20 protein-coding genes are annotated in these 19,747 nt (G+C 63.2%); 9 read left to right on the forward strand and 11 right to left on the reverse strand.

Translation table 11 applies throughout. From position 1 onward, the window contains the following. Nucleotides 1-85: 85 nt before the first annotated feature. From BLR13_RS00680 to BLR13_RS00700, 5 genes are all read right to left on the reverse strand, one after another. Nucleotides 86-325, reverse strand: coding sequence for an acyl carrier protein (locus tag BLR13_RS00680; protein WP_027536714.1), 240 nt, complete (start codon nt 323-325; stop codon nt 86-88). 318 nt (nt 326-643) lie between these two features. Next, entirely contained in the window at nt 644-1,381 is a 738-nt protein-coding gene (fabG, locus tag BLR13_RS00685; protein WP_074828732.1) for a 3-oxoacyl-[acyl-carrier-protein] reductase, read from the reverse strand. Between the two features lie 20 nt (nt 1,382-1,401). Next, nucleotides 1,402-2,355, reverse strand: a complete 954-nt coding sequence (fabD, locus tag BLR13_RS00690; protein ID WP_074828730.1) for an ACP S-malonyltransferase — start codon at nt 2,353-2,355, stop codon at nt 1,402-1,404. 92 nt (nt 2,356-2,447) lie between these two features. Continuing rightward, a complete protein-coding gene (locus BLR13_RS00695) occupies nt 2,448-3,473 on the reverse strand; it encodes a fatty acid desaturase family protein (protein ID WP_074828728.1) in 1,026 nt (341 codons plus the stop codon). Then, complete coding sequence (locus BLR13_RS00700) at nt 3,470-4,195, reverse strand: TetR/AcrR family transcriptional regulator C-terminal domain-containing protein (protein ID WP_074828725.1); 726 nt, start codon at nt 4,193-4,195, stop codon at nt 3,470-3,472. Before BLR13_RS00700 ends, BLR13_RS00695 begins: the two co-directional genes overlap by 4 nt. A 297-nt stretch (nt 4,196-4,492) precedes the next feature. Between BLR13_RS00700 and rpsF the strand changes: the two genes are divergently transcribed. The 4 genes from rpsF (at nt 4,493) to rplI (ending at nt 7,044) form a co-directional block, all read left to right on the forward strand. Then, a complete protein-coding gene (gene rpsF / locus BLR13_RS00705) occupies nt 4,493-4,993 on the forward strand; it encodes a 30S ribosomal protein S6 (protein WP_027536719.1) in 501 nt (166 codons plus the stop codon). 5 nt (nt 4,994-4,998) lie between these two features. Further along, on the forward strand, nt 4,999-5,238 hold the full coding sequence (gene rpsR / locus BLR13_RS00710) for a 30S ribosomal protein S18 (RefSeq protein ID WP_002711478.1): 240 nt from the start codon (nt 4,999-5,001) through the stop codon (nt 5,236-5,238). A gap of 178 nt (nt 5,239-5,416) precedes the next feature. Continuing rightward, nucleotides 5,417-6,394, forward strand: a complete 978-nt coding sequence (locus BLR13_RS00715; RefSeq protein ID WP_074828722.1) for a hypothetical protein — start codon at nt 5,417-5,419, stop codon at nt 6,392-6,394. Between the two features lie 53 nt (nt 6,395-6,447). Continuing rightward, entirely contained in the window at nt 6,448-7,044 is a 597-nt protein-coding gene (gene rplI, locus BLR13_RS00720) for a 50S ribosomal protein L9 (protein ID WP_074828720.1), read from the forward strand. A gap of 63 nt (nt 7,045-7,107) precedes the next feature. Here the strand turns inward: rplI and BLR13_RS00725 are convergent, their stop codons facing one another. The 3 genes from BLR13_RS00725 to BLR13_RS00735 form a co-directional block, all read right to left on the reverse strand. Next, nucleotides 7,108-7,566: a PaaI family thioesterase gene (locus BLR13_RS00725; RefSeq protein WP_074828717.1), complete on the reverse strand. Its 459-nt coding sequence runs from the start codon at nt 7,564-7,566 to the stop codon at nt 7,108-7,110. Further along, entirely contained in the window at nt 7,566-8,168 is a 603-nt protein-coding gene (locus tag BLR13_RS00730) for a TetR/AcrR family transcriptional regulator (protein WP_074832171.1), read from the reverse strand. Before BLR13_RS00730 ends, BLR13_RS00725 begins: the two co-directional genes overlap by 1 nt. Before the next feature lie 95 nt (nt 8,169-8,263). Then, nucleotides 8,264-9,379, reverse strand: coding sequence for a hypothetical protein (locus tag BLR13_RS00735; RefSeq protein WP_074828714.1), 1,116 nt, complete (start codon nt 9,377-9,379; stop codon nt 8,264-8,266). A 255-nt stretch (nt 9,380-9,634) separates the two neighbouring features. On the opposite strand from BLR13_RS00735, the gene BLR13_RS00740 reads away from it, so the two are divergent. Next, the gene (locus BLR13_RS00740; RefSeq protein WP_074828711.1) at nt 9,635-10,885 is read left to right on the forward strand and encodes an SAM-dependent methyltransferase; all 1,251 of its coding nucleotides are present in this window, start codon (nt 9,635-9,637) and stop codon (nt 10,883-10,885) included. Between the two features lie 18 nt (nt 10,886-10,903). On the opposite strand, the gene BLR13_RS00745 is transcribed toward BLR13_RS00740, so the two are convergent. Further along, a complete protein-coding gene (locus tag BLR13_RS00745; RefSeq protein WP_074828706.1) occupies nt 10,904-11,107 on the reverse strand; it encodes a hypothetical protein in 204 nt (67 codons plus the stop codon). 616 nt (nt 11,108-11,723) lie between these two features. Here BLR13_RS00745 and BLR13_RS00750 point away from each other — a divergent pair. Continuing rightward, a complete protein-coding gene (locus BLR13_RS00750; protein WP_074828703.1) occupies nt 11,724-13,229 on the forward strand; it encodes a replicative DNA helicase in 1,506 nt (501 codons plus the stop codon). Between the two features lie 47 nt (nt 13,230-13,276). Beyond that, nucleotides 13,277-14,521, forward strand: a complete 1,245-nt coding sequence (gene alr, locus BLR13_RS00755) for an alanine racemase (RefSeq protein ID WP_091976309.1) — start codon at nt 13,277-13,279, stop codon at nt 14,519-14,521. Between the two features lie 337 nt (nt 14,522-14,858). Here the strand turns inward: alr and BLR13_RS00760 are convergent, their stop codons facing one another. Then, nucleotides 14,859-16,031 carry a L,D-transpeptidase gene (locus BLR13_RS00760; RefSeq protein ID WP_074832166.1) on the reverse strand — a complete coding sequence of 391 codons (1,173 nt, stop codon included), beginning with the start codon at nt 16,029-16,031 and terminating at the stop codon, nt 14,859-14,861. A 380-nt stretch (nt 16,032-16,411) separates the two neighbouring features. On the opposite strand from BLR13_RS00760, the gene BLR13_RS00765 reads away from it, so the two are divergent. Continuing rightward, nucleotides 16,412-17,524, forward strand: coding sequence for a transglycosylase SLT domain-containing protein (locus BLR13_RS00765; protein ID WP_244525040.1), 1,113 nt, complete (start codon nt 16,412-16,414; stop codon nt 17,522-17,524). Between the two features lie 325 nt (nt 17,525-17,849). After that, complete coding sequence (locus BLR13_RS00770) at nt 17,850-18,620, forward strand: exodeoxyribonuclease III (RefSeq protein WP_074828696.1); 771 nt, start codon at nt 17,850-17,852, stop codon at nt 18,618-18,620. 2 nt (nt 18,621-18,622) lie between these two features. Here BLR13_RS00770 and BLR13_RS00775 read toward each other — a convergent pair whose 3' ends face one another. Next, on the reverse strand, nt 18,623-19,606 hold the full coding sequence (locus tag BLR13_RS00775; protein WP_074828693.1) for a Bug family tripartite tricarboxylate transporter substrate binding protein: 984 nt from the start codon (nt 19,604-19,606) through the stop codon (nt 18,623-18,625). Between the last annotated feature and the right edge of the window lie 141 nt (nt 19,607-19,747).

Genomic DNA, 19,747 nt, shown 5'->3' on the forward strand with positions numbered 1-19,747 from the left:
AGCCCGAAACTGGCGGCCCAAAACAAGAAACCGGGGGACCGCTCAACCACGGTCCGTCCGGCTCTGTTGCACCCCGCCCGGGACGTCAGCTTTTCGCGTTCTTTTCGAGAAACTTGGTCGCGTCGCCGACAGTCAAAATCGTCTCGGCGGCGTCATCGGGAATTTCGCAACCGAACTCTTCTTCAAATGCCATCACAAGCTCGACGGTGTCGAGGCTGTCGGCGCCGAGGTCGTCGATGAAACTTGCAGCGTCGACCACCTTGTCCGGCTCGACGCCGAGATGCTCGACAACAATCTTCTTAACCCGCTCGCCAATCTCACTCATCGTTCAACCTCGTGCTTGTTCCATTGGACCCGACCCCAAGACTCTGACTCCCAGACGCTACAGAGACGCTACGAGCCATCGTGGTCGTTAAACTTCCTTCGCTATCGCGCATAGTCTTGATTCGGCCCGGTGGTAGCCGACAAAGCCCGGCGAACGGCAGGCGTCGCCACGCCAATATACAGGGTTTCAAAATCCTGCAATGGCCTTCTTTGCCCATCCGTCGGGGGTTCGGTTATCATACTTCCCAAGCCTTGACCACAAGCCTCGCCCAACCGCCCGAAACCGCCTTTGGCCGCATCGGCCGGGCCGGTAAATCGCTCAAATCATGGCCATTCCGCCGTTGACGTGAATCGTCTGGCCGGTGACGTAGCCACCCTCGTTCGACGCCAGATAGACCGCTGCTGCAGCAATGTCCTCGGGCGTCCCCAGCCGTGCAGCAGGAACCTTGGCCAGGATGGTCTCGCGCTGCTTGTCGTTGAGCGCGTCGGTCATCGCCGTCTTGATGAATCCCGGCGCGATGCAATTGGCGGTCACGTTGCGCTTGGCATATTCCGCGCCCAGCGTCTTGATCAGGCCGATGATTCCGGCCTTCGAGGCGGTGTAGTTGGCCTGACCGGGGTTGCCGGTGACGCCGACGATCGAGGTGATCGCGATGATGCGGCCGAAGCGCTTGCGCATCATCAGTTTGGTGGCGGCGCGGGCCAGCCGGAAGGTCGCGGTCAGGTTGACCTTGATGACGTCGTCCCAGTCCTCGTCGCGCAACTGCACGAACAGGTTGTCGCGGGTGATGCCGGCGTTGGCGATCAGGATATCGACCTGCCCCATGGCGGCTTCCGCCGCCGGCACCAGCGCCTCGACTTCGGCGCTGTCGGAGAGATTGCACGGCAACACATGGACGCGGTCGCCCAACTGGCCGGCGAAGGTGTCCAGCACCTCGCGGCGCGTTCCGGAAATCGCTACCGTCGCGCCCTGTCTGTGCAGCGCCTGCGCGATTGCTCCGCCGATGCCGCCGGTCGCGCCGGTCACCAGCGCCGTCCTGCCCGTCAAATCAAACATGAAAATCTCCCTACCGCGCGTTACGCCGACGCTGCCAAGGCGTCTTTGGCGGCAGCAATGTCGCCCGGCCCGCTGACGGACACGCCGACCGCGCCGTCGGCGATGCGCTTGACCAATCCGCTCAACACCTTGCCGGCGCCGATCTCGAAGAACCTGTTAACGCCGTGATCAGCCATGTAAGCGACCGACTCGCGCCAGCGCACGGTGCCGGTGACCTGTTCGATCAGCCGGCGGCGGATCTCGTCGGGATCGGTGATGGCTGAAGCCAGCACGTTCGACACCAGCGGCGACACCGGCACCTTGATCGTCACGTCCGCCAATGCTTTTGCCATCGCGTCGGCGGCGGGCTGCATCAGCTTGCAGTGGAACGGCGCGGACACCGGCAGCAGCATCGCCCGCTTGGCGCCCTTGGTCTTGGCGATGTCGAGCGCGCGTTCGACCGCGGCCTTGTCGCCGGACACCACTACCTGCCCGCCGCCATTGTCGTTGGCGGCCTGGCAAACCTGCCCTTGCGCAGCTTCGGCAGCGACTGCGGTCGCCGCCTCGTAGTCGAGCCCGAGCAGCGCGGCCATCGCACCGGCGCCGACCGGCACCGCCTTCTGCATGGCAAGGCCACGGGTGCGCAGCAGGCGCGCGGTATCGCTGATGCTCAGGCTGCCGGCCGCGGCCAGCGCCGAATATTCGCCAAGCGAGTGCCCGGCGACGTAAGCGGCATCCCGCCGAACCGAGAAGCCCGCTTCGGTCTCCAGCACGCGCAACGTCGCGAGCGAGACCGCCATCAGGGCCGGCTGTGCGTTTTCGGTGAGCTGGAGCGTTTCGGCCGGACCATCCCAGATGATGGCCGCCAGCTTCTCGCCGAGCGCCGCATCGACCTCGTCAAATACCGCTCGCGCGGCCGGAAAGGCCTCTGCCAGGGCCTTGCCCATGCCAACCGCCTGGGAACCCTGCCCCGGAAATGTAAATGCAGCCGTCATCGGCGCTCCCTCATCAAAGAAGAGCGGTAAGTCACTGACCAAGACCGGGATGTCAAGCCGCGCCGCGGGATAGCTGGGCCGGTTTAGGCCCCCTAGAAGCCGCCTGCCGCCTGATCGCTGCCCACCTCGGCGCCGGCCCGCGCGCGACGCACGCTGCTCGCCAACTCGCCCGGGCGATCCTGCTGGTTCGGCTTCGCCGTCGCCAGCCGCAACACTGTCGCGTAATTCGGCTGCACCTCCATACGCTCCGCATGCCGGCTTTGGCTCAAGATGCGGTGCACCATCGGCAGGTTGTAGCAGGGCACGTAGAACAGCAGATGATGCTCGAGGTGGTAGTTGACGTAATACGGCGCGATGAACAGCCGTTCGAGGAAATTGGCGTGCGTGGTGCGGGTATTGCGCAGGGGATCGGCGCTGTCGGGCACCACCGCGTGCTCGGCGATGTTGCGGATGCGGGTGATCACCATCATCCAGGTCACGAGCGGCAACAGCCACAACAGCGGATAGGCCCACCACACGCCGGCAGCGGCGAGACCCGCAAACAGCGCCGCGTTGACGGCACATTGCGGGCCGAGCTTTTCCCAGAAATGCGCGGCGCGCCGCGCCAGCGGCCATTCTCTTGGTCCGAGCGCATTGAGCAATTGCGCCTTGCGCTGCTGATAGCCGGTCTGTCCGGTGATATCGCGCAGGAATTTTCGGCGGTAACTCATTTTGGTGATCGGGAACGGCGCCGACAGCACCAGATCGGGATCGTCTTCCTGCTGCGTCTTCGCATGATGCCGCAGATGATAGCGGCGATAGGCGCGCGTCTCGGCGAAAACCGGATAGGCGCAGAACCACTGGCTCAAGGTCAGGTTGGTCTTCTCATCGGCCGACAGACATCCATGCGCGCCGTCATGCATCAGGATGGCCAATCCAAGTTGGCGCGAGCCGATGATGCCGACCGCCAGCACAAATGTCAGCGGATTGGGCCACCACGCGACCAGTGCGATCGAGCCCAATATCAGCGCCCAGGCGTGCGCGATCATCGCCGCGCCCTTCCACGTCGAACGCTCGCGCGCGGCGATCAGTTGATCCTCAGTCAGAAAATCGCGGGCCCGCATGCGAAGCGCGGTCATGATGTACTCTCCCCGTCGGCTGAATCTGAAACGGATGCATCGCGATCATCGACGACGCGCAGGCGCGTCAGGTCGCCGGACTTACTTGTCGTCGCCTGCTCGCCCAGCACGCGCAGCATCTCGGCGCATAGCTCTTCGGCCGAGCGGCCCATGGCATAGCCTTCGACCATCACGCCGATCGCGACCGCCCAGAACCGCCGCGAGGTCGCGTCGGGATCGCGCAGGGTATTCCAGCCGTGGCGTTCGATCTGGTTCGAATAGGCGCGCAGCCCCTCGCCGTGCAGCCGCTCGATGGTGCGCTCCACCAGCGGCGCGAGGTCTTGGCGGCGCCGCGTCAAGGTCAGCGCCTCGGCGAAGAACGCGACCGAATCGGTCGCCGTCACGCTCTCGACCAGCGCGCGCGTGTAATCCCTGGGCGTGTGGACCTGCAGCGCGGCCTGCTCGGCCGCACGCGCCACATACAGCATGTCGCGGCAGGCGGCTTCGACGAACAACGCTTCCTTGGTGCGGAAGTAATAGGTGATCTGGCTCGGGAAAGCGTCGGCTGCGGCTGCGATATCCGAGATCGAGGTGCCGGCCAGACCACGCTCCCGGAACAGGCGGCTGGCACCGTCGAGCAGACGCGAACGCATCTGCCGCCCGGCCGAGCGGGTCGCGCGGGCGGCGTGTTTCGGGTCGCCCGAGGCGGTTTCGGAAGCCGCTTGGACCGTTTTGGGAGCCATTTTGCCCTCTCTTCCGTTATTTGTATGCCATACAAACAAATAAATCAAGATAGGCCGGTCGCAGCCGTTGTAAGCCTTGCCACTCCGCCGAAAATCCTTATAAACCGCGCCATCCGTGGATCCCGGCCGGGAGCTGAACGGACGGTCTCAGCAATCTCACCTTTTTGGCGATGTTGATGTGGCAGGGCCAGTCGGCCCGTCGTCCCGTGCTTCCGCCTTCTGAGCATTATCGAGTCCTTTCCGGAGGTCTCGAAGGGCTTGCCGCCGGGAACCGCGCCAACACAGGAAAGGACACCCATGCCTCTTTATGAGCATGTTTTTCTCGCGCGTCAGGATGCGAGCACCCAGCAGGTCGAAGAACTGACCACCCAGATGACCGGCATCGTCGAAGGTCTCGGCGGCAAGGTCGTCAAGATGGAAAATTGGGGCGTGCGCTCGCTCACCTATCGCATGAACAAGAATCGCAAAGCGCATTTCGTGCTGATGAATCTCGATGCTCCCTCGGCTGCGGTTACCGAAATCGAGCGGCAGGAGCGGATCAGCGAAGACGTGATCCGTTATCTCACCGTCCGCGTCGAAGAGCACGAGGAAGGTCCCTCGGCGATGATGCGCAAGGCCGATCGCGATCGCGAACGTGACGATCGTGGCGGCGGCTTCCGCGGCGACCGCGAAGGCGGCTTCCGTGGTGATCGCGAAGGCGGTGGTTTCCGTGGCGGCGAAGGTGGCGGCTTCCGTGGCGACCGTGGCCCGCGCCGGCCGCGTGACGACGAAGCAGCAACCGCAGCGGTTGAGGAGTAAGAATCATGGCTGAAGCTGGTGCACGCCGTCCGTTTTTCCGTCGCCGCAAGACCTGCCCGTTCACGGGTCCGAATGCGCCGAAAATCGACTACAAGGATTCCAAGCTGCTGATGCGTTACGTTTCCGAGCGCGGCAAGATCGTGCCGAGCCGCATCACCGCCGTCTCCGCCAAGAAGCAGCGTGAACTCGCCCGCGCCATCAAGCGCTCGCGGTTCCTCGGCCTCTTGCCTTACGTTATTCGCTAAACGCATGATCCGGAAAAGTGGGTACCGGTTTTCCGATTAAGATCATGCGCAAATAGACACTTCCGGTCCGCGGCGTCAGCGCCGCGGACCGCACTCTTCAAGAGGCTTCCGGGTCGTCCGGTCGCCGATGGTTGGGGTCCATGCGACCTCTAACCGCTCGAAAGGAGCGGGACAGCTGATGATCGCGATTACACTCATTGCGCTTGCGGCCGGCTCTGCGTCGGCACTGATGTTCGCCTCGATCGTCTCGGGCGCGCTGATCTCGCTTGTGCTGTTCTATCTGTCGCCGCTGCCGCTGATGGTGACGGCGCTCGGATGGGGACCGCTCGCGGCCACGATCGGCGGCATTGCAGCCGCCTCCGGCCTCGGCGCGATGTTCGGCCTGCCCTACTGTGTCGCCTTTGCCCTCACCGTCGCGCTGCCTGCCTGGTGGCTCGGCCATCTCGCGCTGCTGGGCCGGCCGATCGCCACCGCCGCGCCCGCCACCGGTACCGCGCCGGCCGCCGCCCCCACGCTCGAATGGTATCCGGTCGGCCGCATCCTGCTCTGGATCGCGGGCCTTGCCACGCTTACGACCATTGCGGCCTTGCTGACGCTGGGCACCGATGCCGAGACCATCACCGGCACACTGCGCCGCGGACTGTTGCGGATTCTCGGGCCCCGCGATGCCGCCTCTTCGGGCGACGTCGAACGCTGGGTTGCCGCGCTTTCTCTCATCGCGCCGCCGGCGGCGGCGATCGTCTCGATGATGACGCTGACGCTCAATCTCTGGCTTTCCGGCAAGATCGCGGCGACCTCAGGCAGGCTGCACCGGCCCTGGCCGGATCTGAAGAGCGCGGAACTGCCGCCGATGACGCTGGTGGCGCTGTCGGTCGCAATGGCCTTCTGTTTCATCGGCGGAATTGCCGCCATGTTCGCGCAGATCGCCACCACGGCGCTGATGATGGCCTACGCCTTTACCGGTTTTGCCGTGCTGCACACGCTGACGCTGGCGCTGAAAGGCCGCGCGATCTGGCTGTCCTGCACCTACGCCATCGTCGTGGTGTTCGGCTGGCCGGTGCTGGCGATGATCGCACTCGGCCTCGCCGACGCCGTTTTCGGATTTCGCCAACGTTATCTGCGCGGCAGGCAACCGCCGCCTCTGCCCGTTTCCTAGAAATTTCCCCATCCACTCACGCCAAACACTGATCACATCAAAGGAGAACGAAAATGGAAGTCATTTTGCTGGAACGCGTCGCCAAGCTCGGCCAGATGGGCGAAGTCGTCCGCGTCAAGGACGGGTTTGCCCGCAACTTTCTGCTCAAGCGCGGCAAGGCACTGCGCGCCACCGCCGACAACCGTTCCAAGTTCGACGGCATGAAGGCCGAACTCGAGGCCAACAACCTCAAGGCCAAGGGCGAAGCGAGCAAGGTCGCGGAGAAGATCAACGGCCGCAACGTCGTCGTGCTGCGCCAGGCTTCCGAAACCGGCCAGTTGTTCGGTTCGGTCAGCGTGCGCGACATCATCGCGTCGTTCGAGGCCGATGGCGTCACCATCAGCCGCAGCCAGGTTCTGCTCGACGCGCCGATCAAGACCATCGGCAAGCACGCGATCTCGATCGCCGTGCATCCGGAAGTCGAAGTCAGCGTCAGTGTCACCGTGGCGCGCAGCGCCGATGAGGCCGAGCGCATCAACCGCGGCGAGGACATCTCGACCCGCCAGGAAGATCAGGACGCTGCCGCCGAGGCGATCGCCGCCGCCGGCGAGTTCTTCGATCCGGAAGCCCAGCACGACGACGAAGCGCCGGCCGCTGCGACCGAGAAGTAACGCGCTTTCTTCGGAACGATATGAACAACCTCGAGCCCGGCCCCTCAGGCCGGGCTCGAAATTTCAGCCCGCTATCCTGGCCGCCGCCTTCTCGTCGAGCATCGCGATCGATGCCAGCGCGGTCGCGGTGTGCTTCTCGACACCATCGGTGATGCAGTACACGTCGGCCGCGACGACGGCGACCTGACGCCCCGGCTTGATCACGCGCGCCCGGCAGATCAGGCGTTCGCCGACCGCCGGCGACAGCAGATTCAGTTTGTATTCCGCCGTCAGCGCCGACTGCCCGCGCGACGTAGCCGCCGCAATCGTGGTCGCATTGTCTACCAGGAAAGCCGTGACGCCGCCGTGAAACAGCCCGTGCTGCTGCAACAGCTCCGGTCGGCGGTCGACCTCCAGCGTGCAGGAGCCGCGCGTCAATTCGGATAATTCCGCGCCGATATGGCGCATGAAACCCTGCCGTCCGACATTGTCGCGAATGCGGGTTTCGATCGGAGCGAAATCAGGATCGGTAGTTGCCGACATTATTTTTCTCCCGGCTGGTTGCCTGCGTCGGGTGCGACCACCGCACGGATGGCGCAGGCGGTCAGGACATCGATCTGGTCTCTCGGATCGGCGCGATCGCGGCCCGACAGCCACGCGCGGCAGAAAATCTGGGCGGGCCCGATGATCTGGCTGAAGAACAGCGTTGCCGTCATCGGCAGCAATTCACCGCGTTCGAGCAACGGCGCCCGCCAGCGCTCGACAGCTTCCGCCAACCGCGAATTCTGTTCGCGCTGCGCGCCCCGGACCTCTTCGGTCCATTCGCTGCGGGATATCTCGAACAGATAGCGCGCTTCGCGCCTGTTGTTCACGACCCAGTCGAGATGCGCACGGATCAGCCGCCTCACCCCCTCCTGCGCACCGCAGGGTTCGGCGACGCCGGCGAGGACGGAAGCGTGATAACGGCCGAGGATTTCCAGAAACAGGGTGCCGGCCAGTTCCTTCTTCGATCCGAAGAAATGGAAGAAGCTGCCGTTGGATGCCCGCGCACGGGTTCGGATGGCGGCAACCGTTGCGCCCTCAAAGCCGTCGCGGTCGAACACCGCCAAGCCCGCCGCCAGCAAATCCTCACGCGCCGTGGTCACCGCGTCTTTCCCCGAATTCACACTGGATCGTTACTCTAGAGTATTACTCTAGAAACGGTCAAGCGAAGCCGTGGACTGTCATTCCCGTCGCGGAATTATTGGGAGATTGGCGGGACAGGCGGACCCGCGGGGGCCGCCGGCGGCATGGGAGGCGCTGACGCCGTCACGGCCGCGGGCGCAGCCGGAGCTGCCGCCGCCGGGGCTGCCGCAGACGGGCTCGCGGCAGGCTCAGGCGTGCCGCTGGCGGTCGTCGAGGATCCTCCCGCGGGCGCCGGTGTCACGGCCGGAACCGGATCGGGGCGCAGCGGCTTCGGCTCGCCGCCGCTCTCCTTGGGGGCGTCGACCTTCGCGGTTTCAGATTTAACCGCCTCGGACTTGCCCTCACCGGCAGGCTTGGTTACCTCTTTGGCCGACTCGGGCTTGTCCTCGCTCTTGCCGGTTTCGGTCTTGCCGGCATCGCTCTTGCCGGTTTCAGTCTTGCCGGTTTCAGTCTTGCCGGTCTCGGTCTTGGCGGTCTCGGTCTTGCCGGCATCGTCCTTCGCGGCGTTGCCTTTGGCCTCGTCCGTCTTCGGCTCTTCCGCGGGCTTGCCGCGCTTGCCCAGCCTCAGCTTGTGGCCCAACTTGCCGTCGGTCGCTGCCTGTGCCGGTGTCTGGCCATCCTCGGGCTTGGCGCCATCGGGCGACGGGCCCGGACGGGCCAGTCGCTTGGCGTCGCGGCCCGGCCGTCCGCCCTCGCCTTGCGGCGCCAGTCCGTCGGCGTCGGGTTTCGAGGCCTCTTGCGCCGGCGCGGGCGGATGCAGCCGGCGGCCGGAACGGTCGAGCTGTTCCGGCCTGGCTTCGGGTTTGCCATCCGGCTTGGCGTCCTGCTTCGCCTCCTGCTTGCCATCCTTCTTGGACGGATCCTGCTTCGGCGCATCCTTTGCCTGATAGCGCGTATCGGTGGCGCCATTCGAAACCAGGAAGGAAGCCAGCACCGAGGCCATGTCGCTGGAGGTCGTATAATGCTGGCGCAGGAAACCCGGCAGCGACGACGCCGGCACGGTTTTCAGCAGGCCGCGCGGGCTCTTGTGGCACGCGTTGCAGGTACCGGCAAAAATCTGGGAGGGGGTTTTGCCGGCTTCGAGGTTGGTCGCCTGAGCGTACGCAGATCCCGCCGCAAAACAGCCGATCAGAAGCGTCACCGTCGCTAAACTGAGCGCTCGGCTCAACATTCCTGCTTCTCCAGATATGGAATCGCGGCCGGCGTCACACAGCGCGGCCGGCGGCGGTCACCTTTTAGCCGATTATCCCGCGAATGGAAGCGCACTTATGACGCATCTGCGTGATCGCGCGAATTGGGAATATCTGCTTTGAGGACAATGCACTAACCCGCCAAAATAATCACAATTATGATCTTGTTGACGTACAATGGAACCATACTTTCCAGTACGTCGGTTGTAATGGCAGGTCGTTCCATTGGTGCTTCCATGGATGGTTTGTTGCGTTATTTCCTAGGTCAGTTCATTCGCCGCGGCACGATGACGTTCACGGCCGCGAGCGGGGCGAGCTTTACCTGCGGCGACGGCACCGGCCGACCGGTCTCGGCACGGTTCCTGAGCGAACGGACCCAACGCCGGATCCTGCTCAATCCGGAACTGGCGCTCGGCGAAGCCTATATGGACGGCACGTTTGTGGTCGAGAACGGCTCGATCGCGGATGCGCTCGAAATCCTGCTCAATCAGCCCGACATGGTGCCGCGCTGGGCCGGGCTGCAATGGTGGCTGCGCTATTTCAGCAGGCACATCGGGCAATTCAATTGGCGCGGCCGCGCGCGAGACAATGTCGCCCATCATTATGATCTGGACGGGCGGCTTTACTCCCTCTTTCTCGACGCCGACCGGCAATATAGCTGCGCCTATTTCGAAGCGCCGGACGCCACGCTCGACGATGCCCAGCTCGCCAAGAAGCGTCACCTCGCCGCCAAGCTGCTGATCGAGTCCGGCAACCGCGTACTCGATATCGGCTCCGGCTGGGGCGGCCTTGGCCTTTATCTCGCTGAGATGACCGGCGCCGACGTTACGGGCATCACGCTCTCGACCGAACAGTTGCAGGCCTCGAACGCGGGTGCGGCGGAGAAGCGCCTGACGGGATCGGCGCGATTTCTCCTCAGCGACTATCGCGATATTCCCGGCCAATTCGACCGGATCGTCTCGGTCGGCATGTTCGAGCATGTCGGCATCGGTTTCTACGAGAAATTCTTTCGGCGATGCGCCGAGCTTCTCAGCGATGACGGCGTGATGGTGTTGCATTCGATCGGCCGCTCGACGGGCCCCGACGTGACCAGCCCCTGGATCACCAAGTATATATTTCCGGGCGGCTATATCCCCGCTGTCTCCGAGGTCATCCCCGCGATCGAACGCGCCGGCCTCCTGGTATGCGACATCGAGATTCTCAGGCTGCATTACGCGGAGACGCTGAAGGCCTGGCGCGAACGGTTCCTGGCGCGGCGCGAAGAGGCCGTGCGCCTGTATGACGAGCGCTTTGCGCGAATGTGGGAGTTCTATCTGGCGGGTTCGGAAATGTCGTTCCGCAAGCAAAACCTGATGAACTTCCAGATCCAGCTCACCAAGCGCCAGGGCGTAGTACCGATCACCCGCGATTACGTCGCGCGTGAAGAAGCCAAGCTGCGCGGGATCGAGAGCCGCCGGCAACCACGGCTGCAACTGGCCGGGGAATGACCCGCAAAGGCGGATGTTTCAGTGGCGCAGGCCGTAAGGCGAGGCGTACGGCAGACCCGACACCGGACTGGCAAGCTGCGCGCGCAAGGCGGCAAGCACATGGCTATCGCAGGGAACCGCAAGCGCTTCCGGGCGCGACACTTCTTCAAAGGTATCGATCAGCATCGACAGCCACGCGCGCTGTTCGCTTGCCGATCGCCACGTTTGGAATGCCTGACCCATCGTGTTTCCTGACCGTCCAAGTTCCTGACCGTTCAAGTCCGTCGCCGTTACCAACCCGCAAGCCGGCGGCCCGTTCCCGATTTCCGCCCGGTTCCCTCGACCGCACCCATGCCCGAAGAAATACGGGCTGATGTGATCTAGTTCACAGAGCCCCCTGGCGGTCTGGCGTAGACCTCCGGACATGGACCAGAAATCCTACCCATCGTTCGATCCGAAAGCCGACCTCAGGACCGACTACGCCTTGATCGCAACCGGCGTGGGTGCTGCCCTGATCGCCTTGATCTATCTCATTCTGATTTGATCAACGCTTAAGATCGCGGCGCGACACACCCTCGCCCTTGGATTAAGTCCATCCATGTGGCGATTAGGTTCAGGCCGCCCCAAGATTTTGTATGGCATTTTATCGAATGCGCTTCGGCAACGCCTCCCGCTGCCGCTCGGTTCCGGCCAACCCCCGTCAAGCGGAATGCGCAAGCGCCGTCACGATTCACAAATCGCATTGTGTGAATCGGGCATAAGGCCTACTCGGACTTTCGGATTGCACAGAGGGAGCGCTTTATCGCCGCCCCGCAGGGAATCCTGACAAAAGCCAAAAATCCGAAGAACATCACAAGCTATGGCCCTGACTGATTCGAACGTCCTCAAGCTCGCCCCCGACGCGGGAACTCCGGCCTATCGGAGCGCACCGCACAATATCGAGGCGGAGCAGAGCCTGCTGGGCGCCATCCTGGTCAATAACGACGCGTTCTACCGGGTTTCGGACTTCCTGGAACCGAAGCACTTCTTCGAGCCGCTCCATCAGACCATTTATGAGACCGCCGGCAGCCTGATCCGGATGGGCAAGGTCGCGACCCCCGTCACGCTGAAGACGTTCCTGCCGGCCGATACCGATATCGGCGGCATGACGGTCGGCCAATACCTCGCCCGCGTCGCGGCCGAGGCGACCACGATCATCAACGCGCAGGACTACGGCCGGACGATCTACGACATGGCGCTGCGCCGCGACCTGATCCGGATCGGCGAGGACATGGTCAATGTCGCCTTCGACGCGCCGGTGGATTTCGCGCCGCGCGCGCAGATCGAGGACGCGGAGCGCCAGCTTTATGAACTGGCGGAGTCCGGCCGGTACGACGGCGGCTTCCAGCGCTTTTCGCAGGCGCTCACGACCGCCGTCGACATGGCGGCCAAGGCCTTCCAGCGCGACGGCAGTTTGTCGGGCATCGCCACCGGCCTGCGCGACCTCGACACCAAGATGGGCGGGCTGCAGGCGTCCGACTTGATCATCATCGCCGGCCGCCCCGGCATGGGCAAGACCGCGCTTGCGACCAACATCGCCTACAATATCGCGAGAGCGCATCGCGCCGAGGTGCAGCCCGATGGCACCATGAAATCCGTCAACGGCGGCATCGTCGGGTTCTTCTCCTGCGAAATGTCGGCCGAACAGCTCGCCACGCGTATTCTCGCCGAGCAGACCAGTATCGGCTCAAGCATGATCCGCCGCGGCGGTATCACCGAAGCCGACTTCGAGAAGATCCGCGACTATTCGATCGAGCTGCAATCACTGCCGCTCTATGTCGACGAAACCGGCGGCCTGTCGATCTCCCAACTGACCGCGCGGGCGCGGCGGCTGAAGCGGCAGAAGGGTCTCGACATGATTGTGATCGACTATATTCAGCTGCTGTCGGGATCGGGCAAACGCGGCAACGACAACCGCGTGCAGGAAGTCACCGAGATCACCACCAACCTGAAGGCGCTGGCCAAGGAACTGAACGTACCGATCATCGCGCTGTCGCAGCTCTCGCGTCAGGTCGAAAACCGCGACGACAAACGCCCGCAACTGGCCGATCTACGTGAATCCGGTTCGATCGAACAGGACGCCGACGTGGTCATCTTCGTGTATCGCGAGGAATATTACCTCGCCAACAAGGAGCCCCGGATCGGGACCCCCGAATACGAAAAGTGGCAGCTCGACATGTCGCTGGTGCACGGCAAGGCCGAAATCATCATCGGCAAGCAGCGCCACGGCCCCACCGGCACGGTGGAAGTACAGTTCGAGGGCCAGTTCACCCGATTCAGCGACCTTGCGCATGACGGCAATTTGCCGGACCGCAACCTCTATTGAGGCGGCTCTGCGGTTGAACCGCCGCGACGGCCCGCGTAAAATGCGGCATGAACATCGCCTCTGATCCCAAATCGATCCCGCCCAGCACCCTGCTCTCGCCCGAGGCCAACCGGGCCGCGGCGCTGGCAAGCGCCACCGGCGTGCTGACGGTCGATCTCGACGCCATCGTCGCCAACTGGCGCAAGCTCGAGAAGATCTCGGTTCCGGCCGAATGCGCCGGCGTGGTGAAGGCGGATGCCTATGGCTGCGGCGCCGACCAGGTCGCGCGCGCGCTCGCCAATGCCGGCTGCAAGACGTTTTTCGTCGCCACCGTCGATGAAGCGCGCGTAGTCCGCGCCGCGGCACCTGCGGCCTCAATCTATACGCTCGACGGCTTCTTCCAGAACACCGGCGATATCTATGCCGCGATCGACTGCAAGCCCGTGATCGGCGACCTCAACGAACTCGCCGAATGGGACGTGTTCTGCCGGCGCTCGGGCTGGTCGGGCGGCGCCGCCATTCACATCGACACCGGCATGAACCGGCTTGGCCTCACGGTTGCCGAGGCGCAGGGCATCATCCCCCGCATCAATGCCGGCGATCACGGCATTACGCTTGTGATGAGCCACCTCGCCTCCGCCGAACTCGTCAACAGTCCGCTCAACGCCAGGCAGCTCACGAGCTTCCGCGAAATCGCGAGCCTGTTCTCGGGCGTGCCGGCGTCGCTGGCGAATTCCTCCGGCGTGTTCCTCGGGGCCCAGTTCCAGTTCGACCTGATGCGGCCGGGAGCGGCGCTTTACGGCATCAACCCGACGCCCGAAGCCGACAATCCGATGCAGCCGGTCGTCGAGTTGAAGGTCCGCATCGTGCAGATCCGCAACGTCGAGCGCGGCGAGACCGTCGGCTATGGCGGCACCTGGACCGCGCGGCGGCCGACCCGGATCGCACTGGTGTCCGCCGGCTATGCCGACGGCTATTTCCGCGCGGCCAGCGCCAATGACGGCACCCGCGGCGCCGAGGTCGTGGTCGCCGGCAAGCGCTGCCCGATTGCGGGCCGGGTTTCGATGGACCTGATTGCGGTCGATATCACCGATATCGAGAAGAACGCGGCCCGCCGCGGTCATATGGTGACACTGATCGGCGAAGGCATCACGGTCGATGAACTCGCCCATCACTTCGGCACCATCGGCTACGAGGTGCTGACCAGTCTCGGCAAGCGCTATGCGCGGATCTACAAGGGCGGTGACGCGCCGGCGAAGGAGCCGGCCGCTCCGCTGCCTGCTGCGGCAGATCCTGCCGCTCCATCGAACTAAGATGAACGCCAGATATTTTGCCGCGAGTTTATCTTATCGGGTCGCGACACGCCGACATTGATGTCGTTGAAGAACCGTTCGACCGGGTTGCGCGCGCGATCGAGAATCGATCTAGCTGGCCGCAGGACCGCTAAGGCTCTGGATTTACCTCCGCTCTCGGCGCGATAACGGCCATGGCCGGACTCGCTGCCAATCCGACTCGGTAGCGAATGACCCAGAACGGACCTCGCGCTGCTTTGGCTTAGGTGCGGACATCAAGAATTTTGCACCAGAAGCGGTCGAACAATTCCAGCGGGTTGCGCAGCGGGATCGTGTGTTGGTGGGTCGCGCCGCCGCATCAATGCGTTACCACGATGAAATCCGTGTCTTTTCCCGTCTCATGGCTAAATCCGTTGTCGGAAATAATCAATGAAGAGGCCGGCGTCAGAAGTTTAGAGATCCTCTCAACGGTATCCTGCGGTATTTCGATGCGGTTGAGGACAGCGTTGGCTTTATCGGGCGACGGTACCGATGGGGCGGTTTGCTTCACGGGTGCTTCGCGCTCTTTCATGGCACCCTCGATGCGAGGAAATTCGTCCGGAATCGACACGACGGTCCAGCGAATAGCCGCTCCCTCGCTCTGGAATTCCATTGCGGTAAACACGTGCGTTCCCAGGGGCTCCTCCGGATTTTCGATCTTGACCGGGACATCAAACAACGGCGAGAAGCCCTGACGCACGAACAGCTTGCTCAACTTTCGACTCACGAAGACGGAGATCGGAACCATCTTTCTAGGTGCGCCTTCAGCGGGAGCCGAGCTTGGAACCTGGAGACTAGTGGTTTCTGGAGTCTCGGCCTTGGACACCAGTGATCCATGCGTTGCCGCGGCTGTGCTAATGCTCTTACCCGCGACTGTGGCAGCCTGAAATTCCGACGAACCGGACACGGCTTTCGGCTTAAAGAGGTGCGGATTGGTTATCTCGACCGGCTGGACATCGTCGTGCGCAATGATCACGCGCGTGCCGCGCTTCGTGAGATGCCAGAGTCGAATGGCAAAGTCATTTTTCAAACGGATGCAGCCGTGTGACACCGGATGCCCAGGCACGACACCGGCATGCAACGCAATCCCTGACCAGGTGATGCGCTGCATGTAGGGCATGGGGGCAGCGCTATAAATATTTGAACGGTGCCATCGTTGTTTGCTGATCACGCTGAACACGCCGAGGGGCGTAGGATGTCCCTGAGTTCCCGTGGACACCGATGAGCGTGCGATCAGGGCCCCGTTGTCAAAAAGCGAGACCCGTTGGTCAGCGATCGAGATGATGATCTGGAGCGGCCCCTTCGGAGGGTCCTCCGGCCGAGCGTTCTTCGCAGATTCAGAGTTTGTCTGCCGGTGGTGGTGCTTGTGTTTGTACGGAGCGTATTGGCTTGGCCAGAACGTGTGTTGGGGTCCAAACAGAAATTGAGCGTGTGCGATCCCCGCAGGAAGCATGAAAATGGCGAATACAGCCGTTGTTATCGCGCGCTGCATTGCTGGTAATCCCTTAACGAACATCGCCCGGTGCCATAGGCGCGATTCCATCGTTTCGAGACGATGCGCGAAGCCGACGCCTGATGCGTCATCCCGACAGCGCACCAAGCCTCTCCTCCAAATCTGGTCGCAGTAGGTCGAAAATTGGACCGTGCTCACAATTACGGTGTGAGTTACCGTTGAGACGGGCGCAATTGCTTGCGATCGACGCGTTGCAATCGGGCAACATGTTTTGGAAAAATTGACGAGCGGCCGTTTGCGCCATTGCGCGACCCACATTGATCCCAAGAATGAGCCTCTTCGCATGCTTGGCTTTTCTACACGGCTCCGGTGGAGCCTATGGAGGCGACGGCATCATGAACACGCGGCGATTTGCGAAAATGGCGGCGGCGTTGTGCGGAACGGTCGTTCTCGCAGGCTGGGTCGTCGCTCGGCTTCCTGGCTTCGCTACGGCCAGTATCGAGAACACCCGCGCAGTGCCAATCGAGGACCGCGCAACATCTCTCGCCGCCACCGCCAGGCTCGCGGATGAACCGCAGGCAATCGCAATGGGCAACGCCGTTGTCGCTAACATCGTTGTCGCGAACGCCGCTGTCGCTAGCGCCGAAGTGGCGACGGCCGCCGAACCCGCGGCGGGGACGGCCACCGACACGACGGCGGCCTCGGATAAGCCGGAATCGATCGTCGTGGCCGCGTTGCCCGATCCGTCGCAGACGCTGTCGGCCGATTTACCGCCTGTGCAGGAATCGGTGGACTTGGGCCACCATGATGTCGCCCAACCGGCGCCGACAACGTGCGATGCATCCGGCGGTGCCTCCAGCACGGGGCCGCAGGATTTCCGGTATCTCATTTGTTATGTCTGGTCCGAACTGCCGCCTGCCGAGAAGCCGGCGGCGATCGTCTTGCGTTCGTTCAAGGACACCCCGGTCGGAACGCCGGTCGAGGAGATCAAGCGCGCGTCCGACGCTTTCGGTCTGGATTTCAATTTCATGAAAGCGGTCGCCAGGATCGAGTCCGGTTTCGACCCCAAGCAACGCACCGGGTCGTATATCGGGCTGTTCCAGCTGAGCAAATACGAGTTCAGCAAATTCGGCTCCGGAGACATTCTTAATCCCCGCGATAATGCGGTTGCGGCAGCCTACAAGGTCATCACCGAAGGCATTCTGTTCCAGTGGGTGACGCACAGGAAGCCGGACTTGAACGATCTTTACTTGATCCATCAGCAGGGCTGGGAAGGCGCCGCCGAGCACATCAGCCAACCCAATCGCGTCGCCTGGAAATCGATGTGTGCCACCAGCGAAGGCAGGGAGAAAGGCGAAAAATGGTGCAGACGGGCGATCTGGGGGAATACCCTTCCGGCCGTCAAAGACACGTGGAAATCGGTCGACAAGCTGACATCGGAGGCGTTCGTCGGAATGTGGCGCGCGCGGATTGCTGAATTCTACTCGAAATACATGGCCACCGCCGCCGCCGCCGAACGGGCGAACCAGTAATTTCCGTTGAGTGGTTGGCAGGAGTTGCCGCACCCGCGGGCCCAGCGGGGACATCACCGCCGCTGCGGCACGTGGTGCCGCTCATCGCTCAATGGTCGCGCGGACGCACTTTACGTCGTCAACGACGCGCTCGGATCGTTCCTACTGCGCGCTAATGAGCTGGTCGATCAGGTGCCGAGTCTGCTTGTGGCACATCGCGTTATTTCGCTGCTATACGGAATTTGGTCCGCTATGCGGGCATTGCGGACCTAGGCGGGCCTGCCGCCCGGCAGATATATTGGTTCACCGCCTAGCGGAATAACGAGGTCTGCGGTCACATGCCCGCATGAAGATCGCCACCTTCAACATCAACAACGTCAACCGGCGCCTGCCGAACCTGCTGGCTTGGCTGCGCACGGCGAAACCGGATGCGGTTTCGCTGCAGGAACTGAAATCGACCGACGCCGATTTTCCGGTCGCGGCGTTCGAAAAAGCCGGCTACGGCGCGGTGTGCCAGGGCCAGAAGACCTGGAACGGCGTCGCCATTCTGGCACGAAACACCGAGCCGGTGCTGACCCGCACCGCGCTGCCCGGCGATCGCGACGACCACGAGGCCCGCTATATCGAAGCCGCCGTCAACGGCATTATCCTGACCAGCATCTATCTGCCGAACGGCAACCCGCAGCCGGGGCCGAAATTCGATTACAAGCTCGACTGGTTCAGGCGGCTCCGCTCGCACGCCGCCAAGCTCCTGAAGCAGGATATCCCGGTGGTGCTGGCAGGCGACTACAATGTCGCGCCGGCGGCGATGGATATCTATCCGACGAAGTCATGGGACAAGGACGCGCTGATCCAGCCGAAGAGCCGCGCCGCCTTCAGGACATTGGTGGAACAAGGCTGGACCGATGCGATCCGCACCCTGCATCCGTCCAAGCCGATGTTCACGTTCTGGGACTACAAGCGCAACCGCTGGCCGCGCGACGCCGGGTTGCGGCTCGATCATCTCTTGCTGAGCCCGGAAGTGGCGCCGCGCCTGACCAAGGCCGGCGTCGACCGGCAGGTGCGCGGCGAGGAAGGCGCCAGCGACCACGCGCCGGCGTGGATCGTGTTGAAGTGAAGCTATTGCGGGACGATGCCCGCCGCCCGAATGAGCGGCAACAAACGCGCCTCCTCGCTGGCGCGGAACGCGGTGACCTCATCGGGCGACGTCGGCCATGCGGTCGCGCCCAGTTCCTCGAAACGCCGCTTCAGATCGGCATCGCCTAACGCCTTCAGCGTCTGTGCGTTGATTTGTGCAACCATGTCCGCCGGCACGCCGGCCGGACCGCACAGAGCGGCCCATGACGTCATCTCGTAGCCCTGCAGCAGTTCGGCCATCGCCGGCGTATCCGGGAGAGCCGGGCTCCGCGTTCGCCCCGTAACGGCAATCGGTTTGACCGATCCTTCGCGCACCGCGGAAAGCGAGCCCGGCAGATTGTCGAACAGCATGTTCACCCGTCCGGCCAAAAGGTCCATCAGCGCGGGATTGCCGCCCTTGTAGGGAATATGCTGCACATCGACGCCGGCCATGCTCTTCATCATCTCGCCGGACAGATGCAGCGTGGTGCCGATGCCGGCCGAGGCGTAGTTGTACTTGCCCGGATTTTGCTTGAGCAACGCGAGCAGATCCTTGGCATTGGATGCGGGAAAGTCCTTCGCGGCCACCAGGATGTTCGGCAACTGCCACAGGCCGCTGACGAACGTGAAGTCATCGGCCGGCCTGTAAGGCAGTTTCGCATAGGTACCGATCGCGATCACGTTGTTCGCGATTCCGCCCATGCCGACGGTGTAACCGTCCGGGGTGGATTTCGCGACGGCATCGTTGGCGATCACGCCGCCGGCGCCCACACGATTCTCGACCACGAACTGCTGCCCGGTCAGCGCGCTCATCTTCTGGCAGAACACGCGCGAAAGGCTGTCGGTGGCGCCGCCCGCGGCGAAGCCGAGCACGTAGCGCACCGAACGCGTCGGCCAGGTCTGTTGCGCCGATGCGAGGTGGGGAAACAGAGGTGATGCGCCAATCAAAGCGAGCACACGACGACGGTCGATCCTGGCCCCTGGCATGGTCGATCTCCCTGCAAGCGTGTCGGCGACTGCAATCGCTCTCGCGCAAAATGAAGCACGGCACGAAACATCCTGCACGCGCAAAATGCCGCACCCAAAGCCGGTTTGTTTCGCGCTGCGAACCAACGTCTGCTATGGAAA

The organism is Bradyrhizobium ottawaense (genome assembly GCF_900099825.1).
In the GTDB taxonomy this organism is placed as follows: Bacteria; Pseudomonadota; Alphaproteobacteria; order Rhizobiales; family Xanthobacteraceae; genus Bradyrhizobium; species Bradyrhizobium ottawaense_A.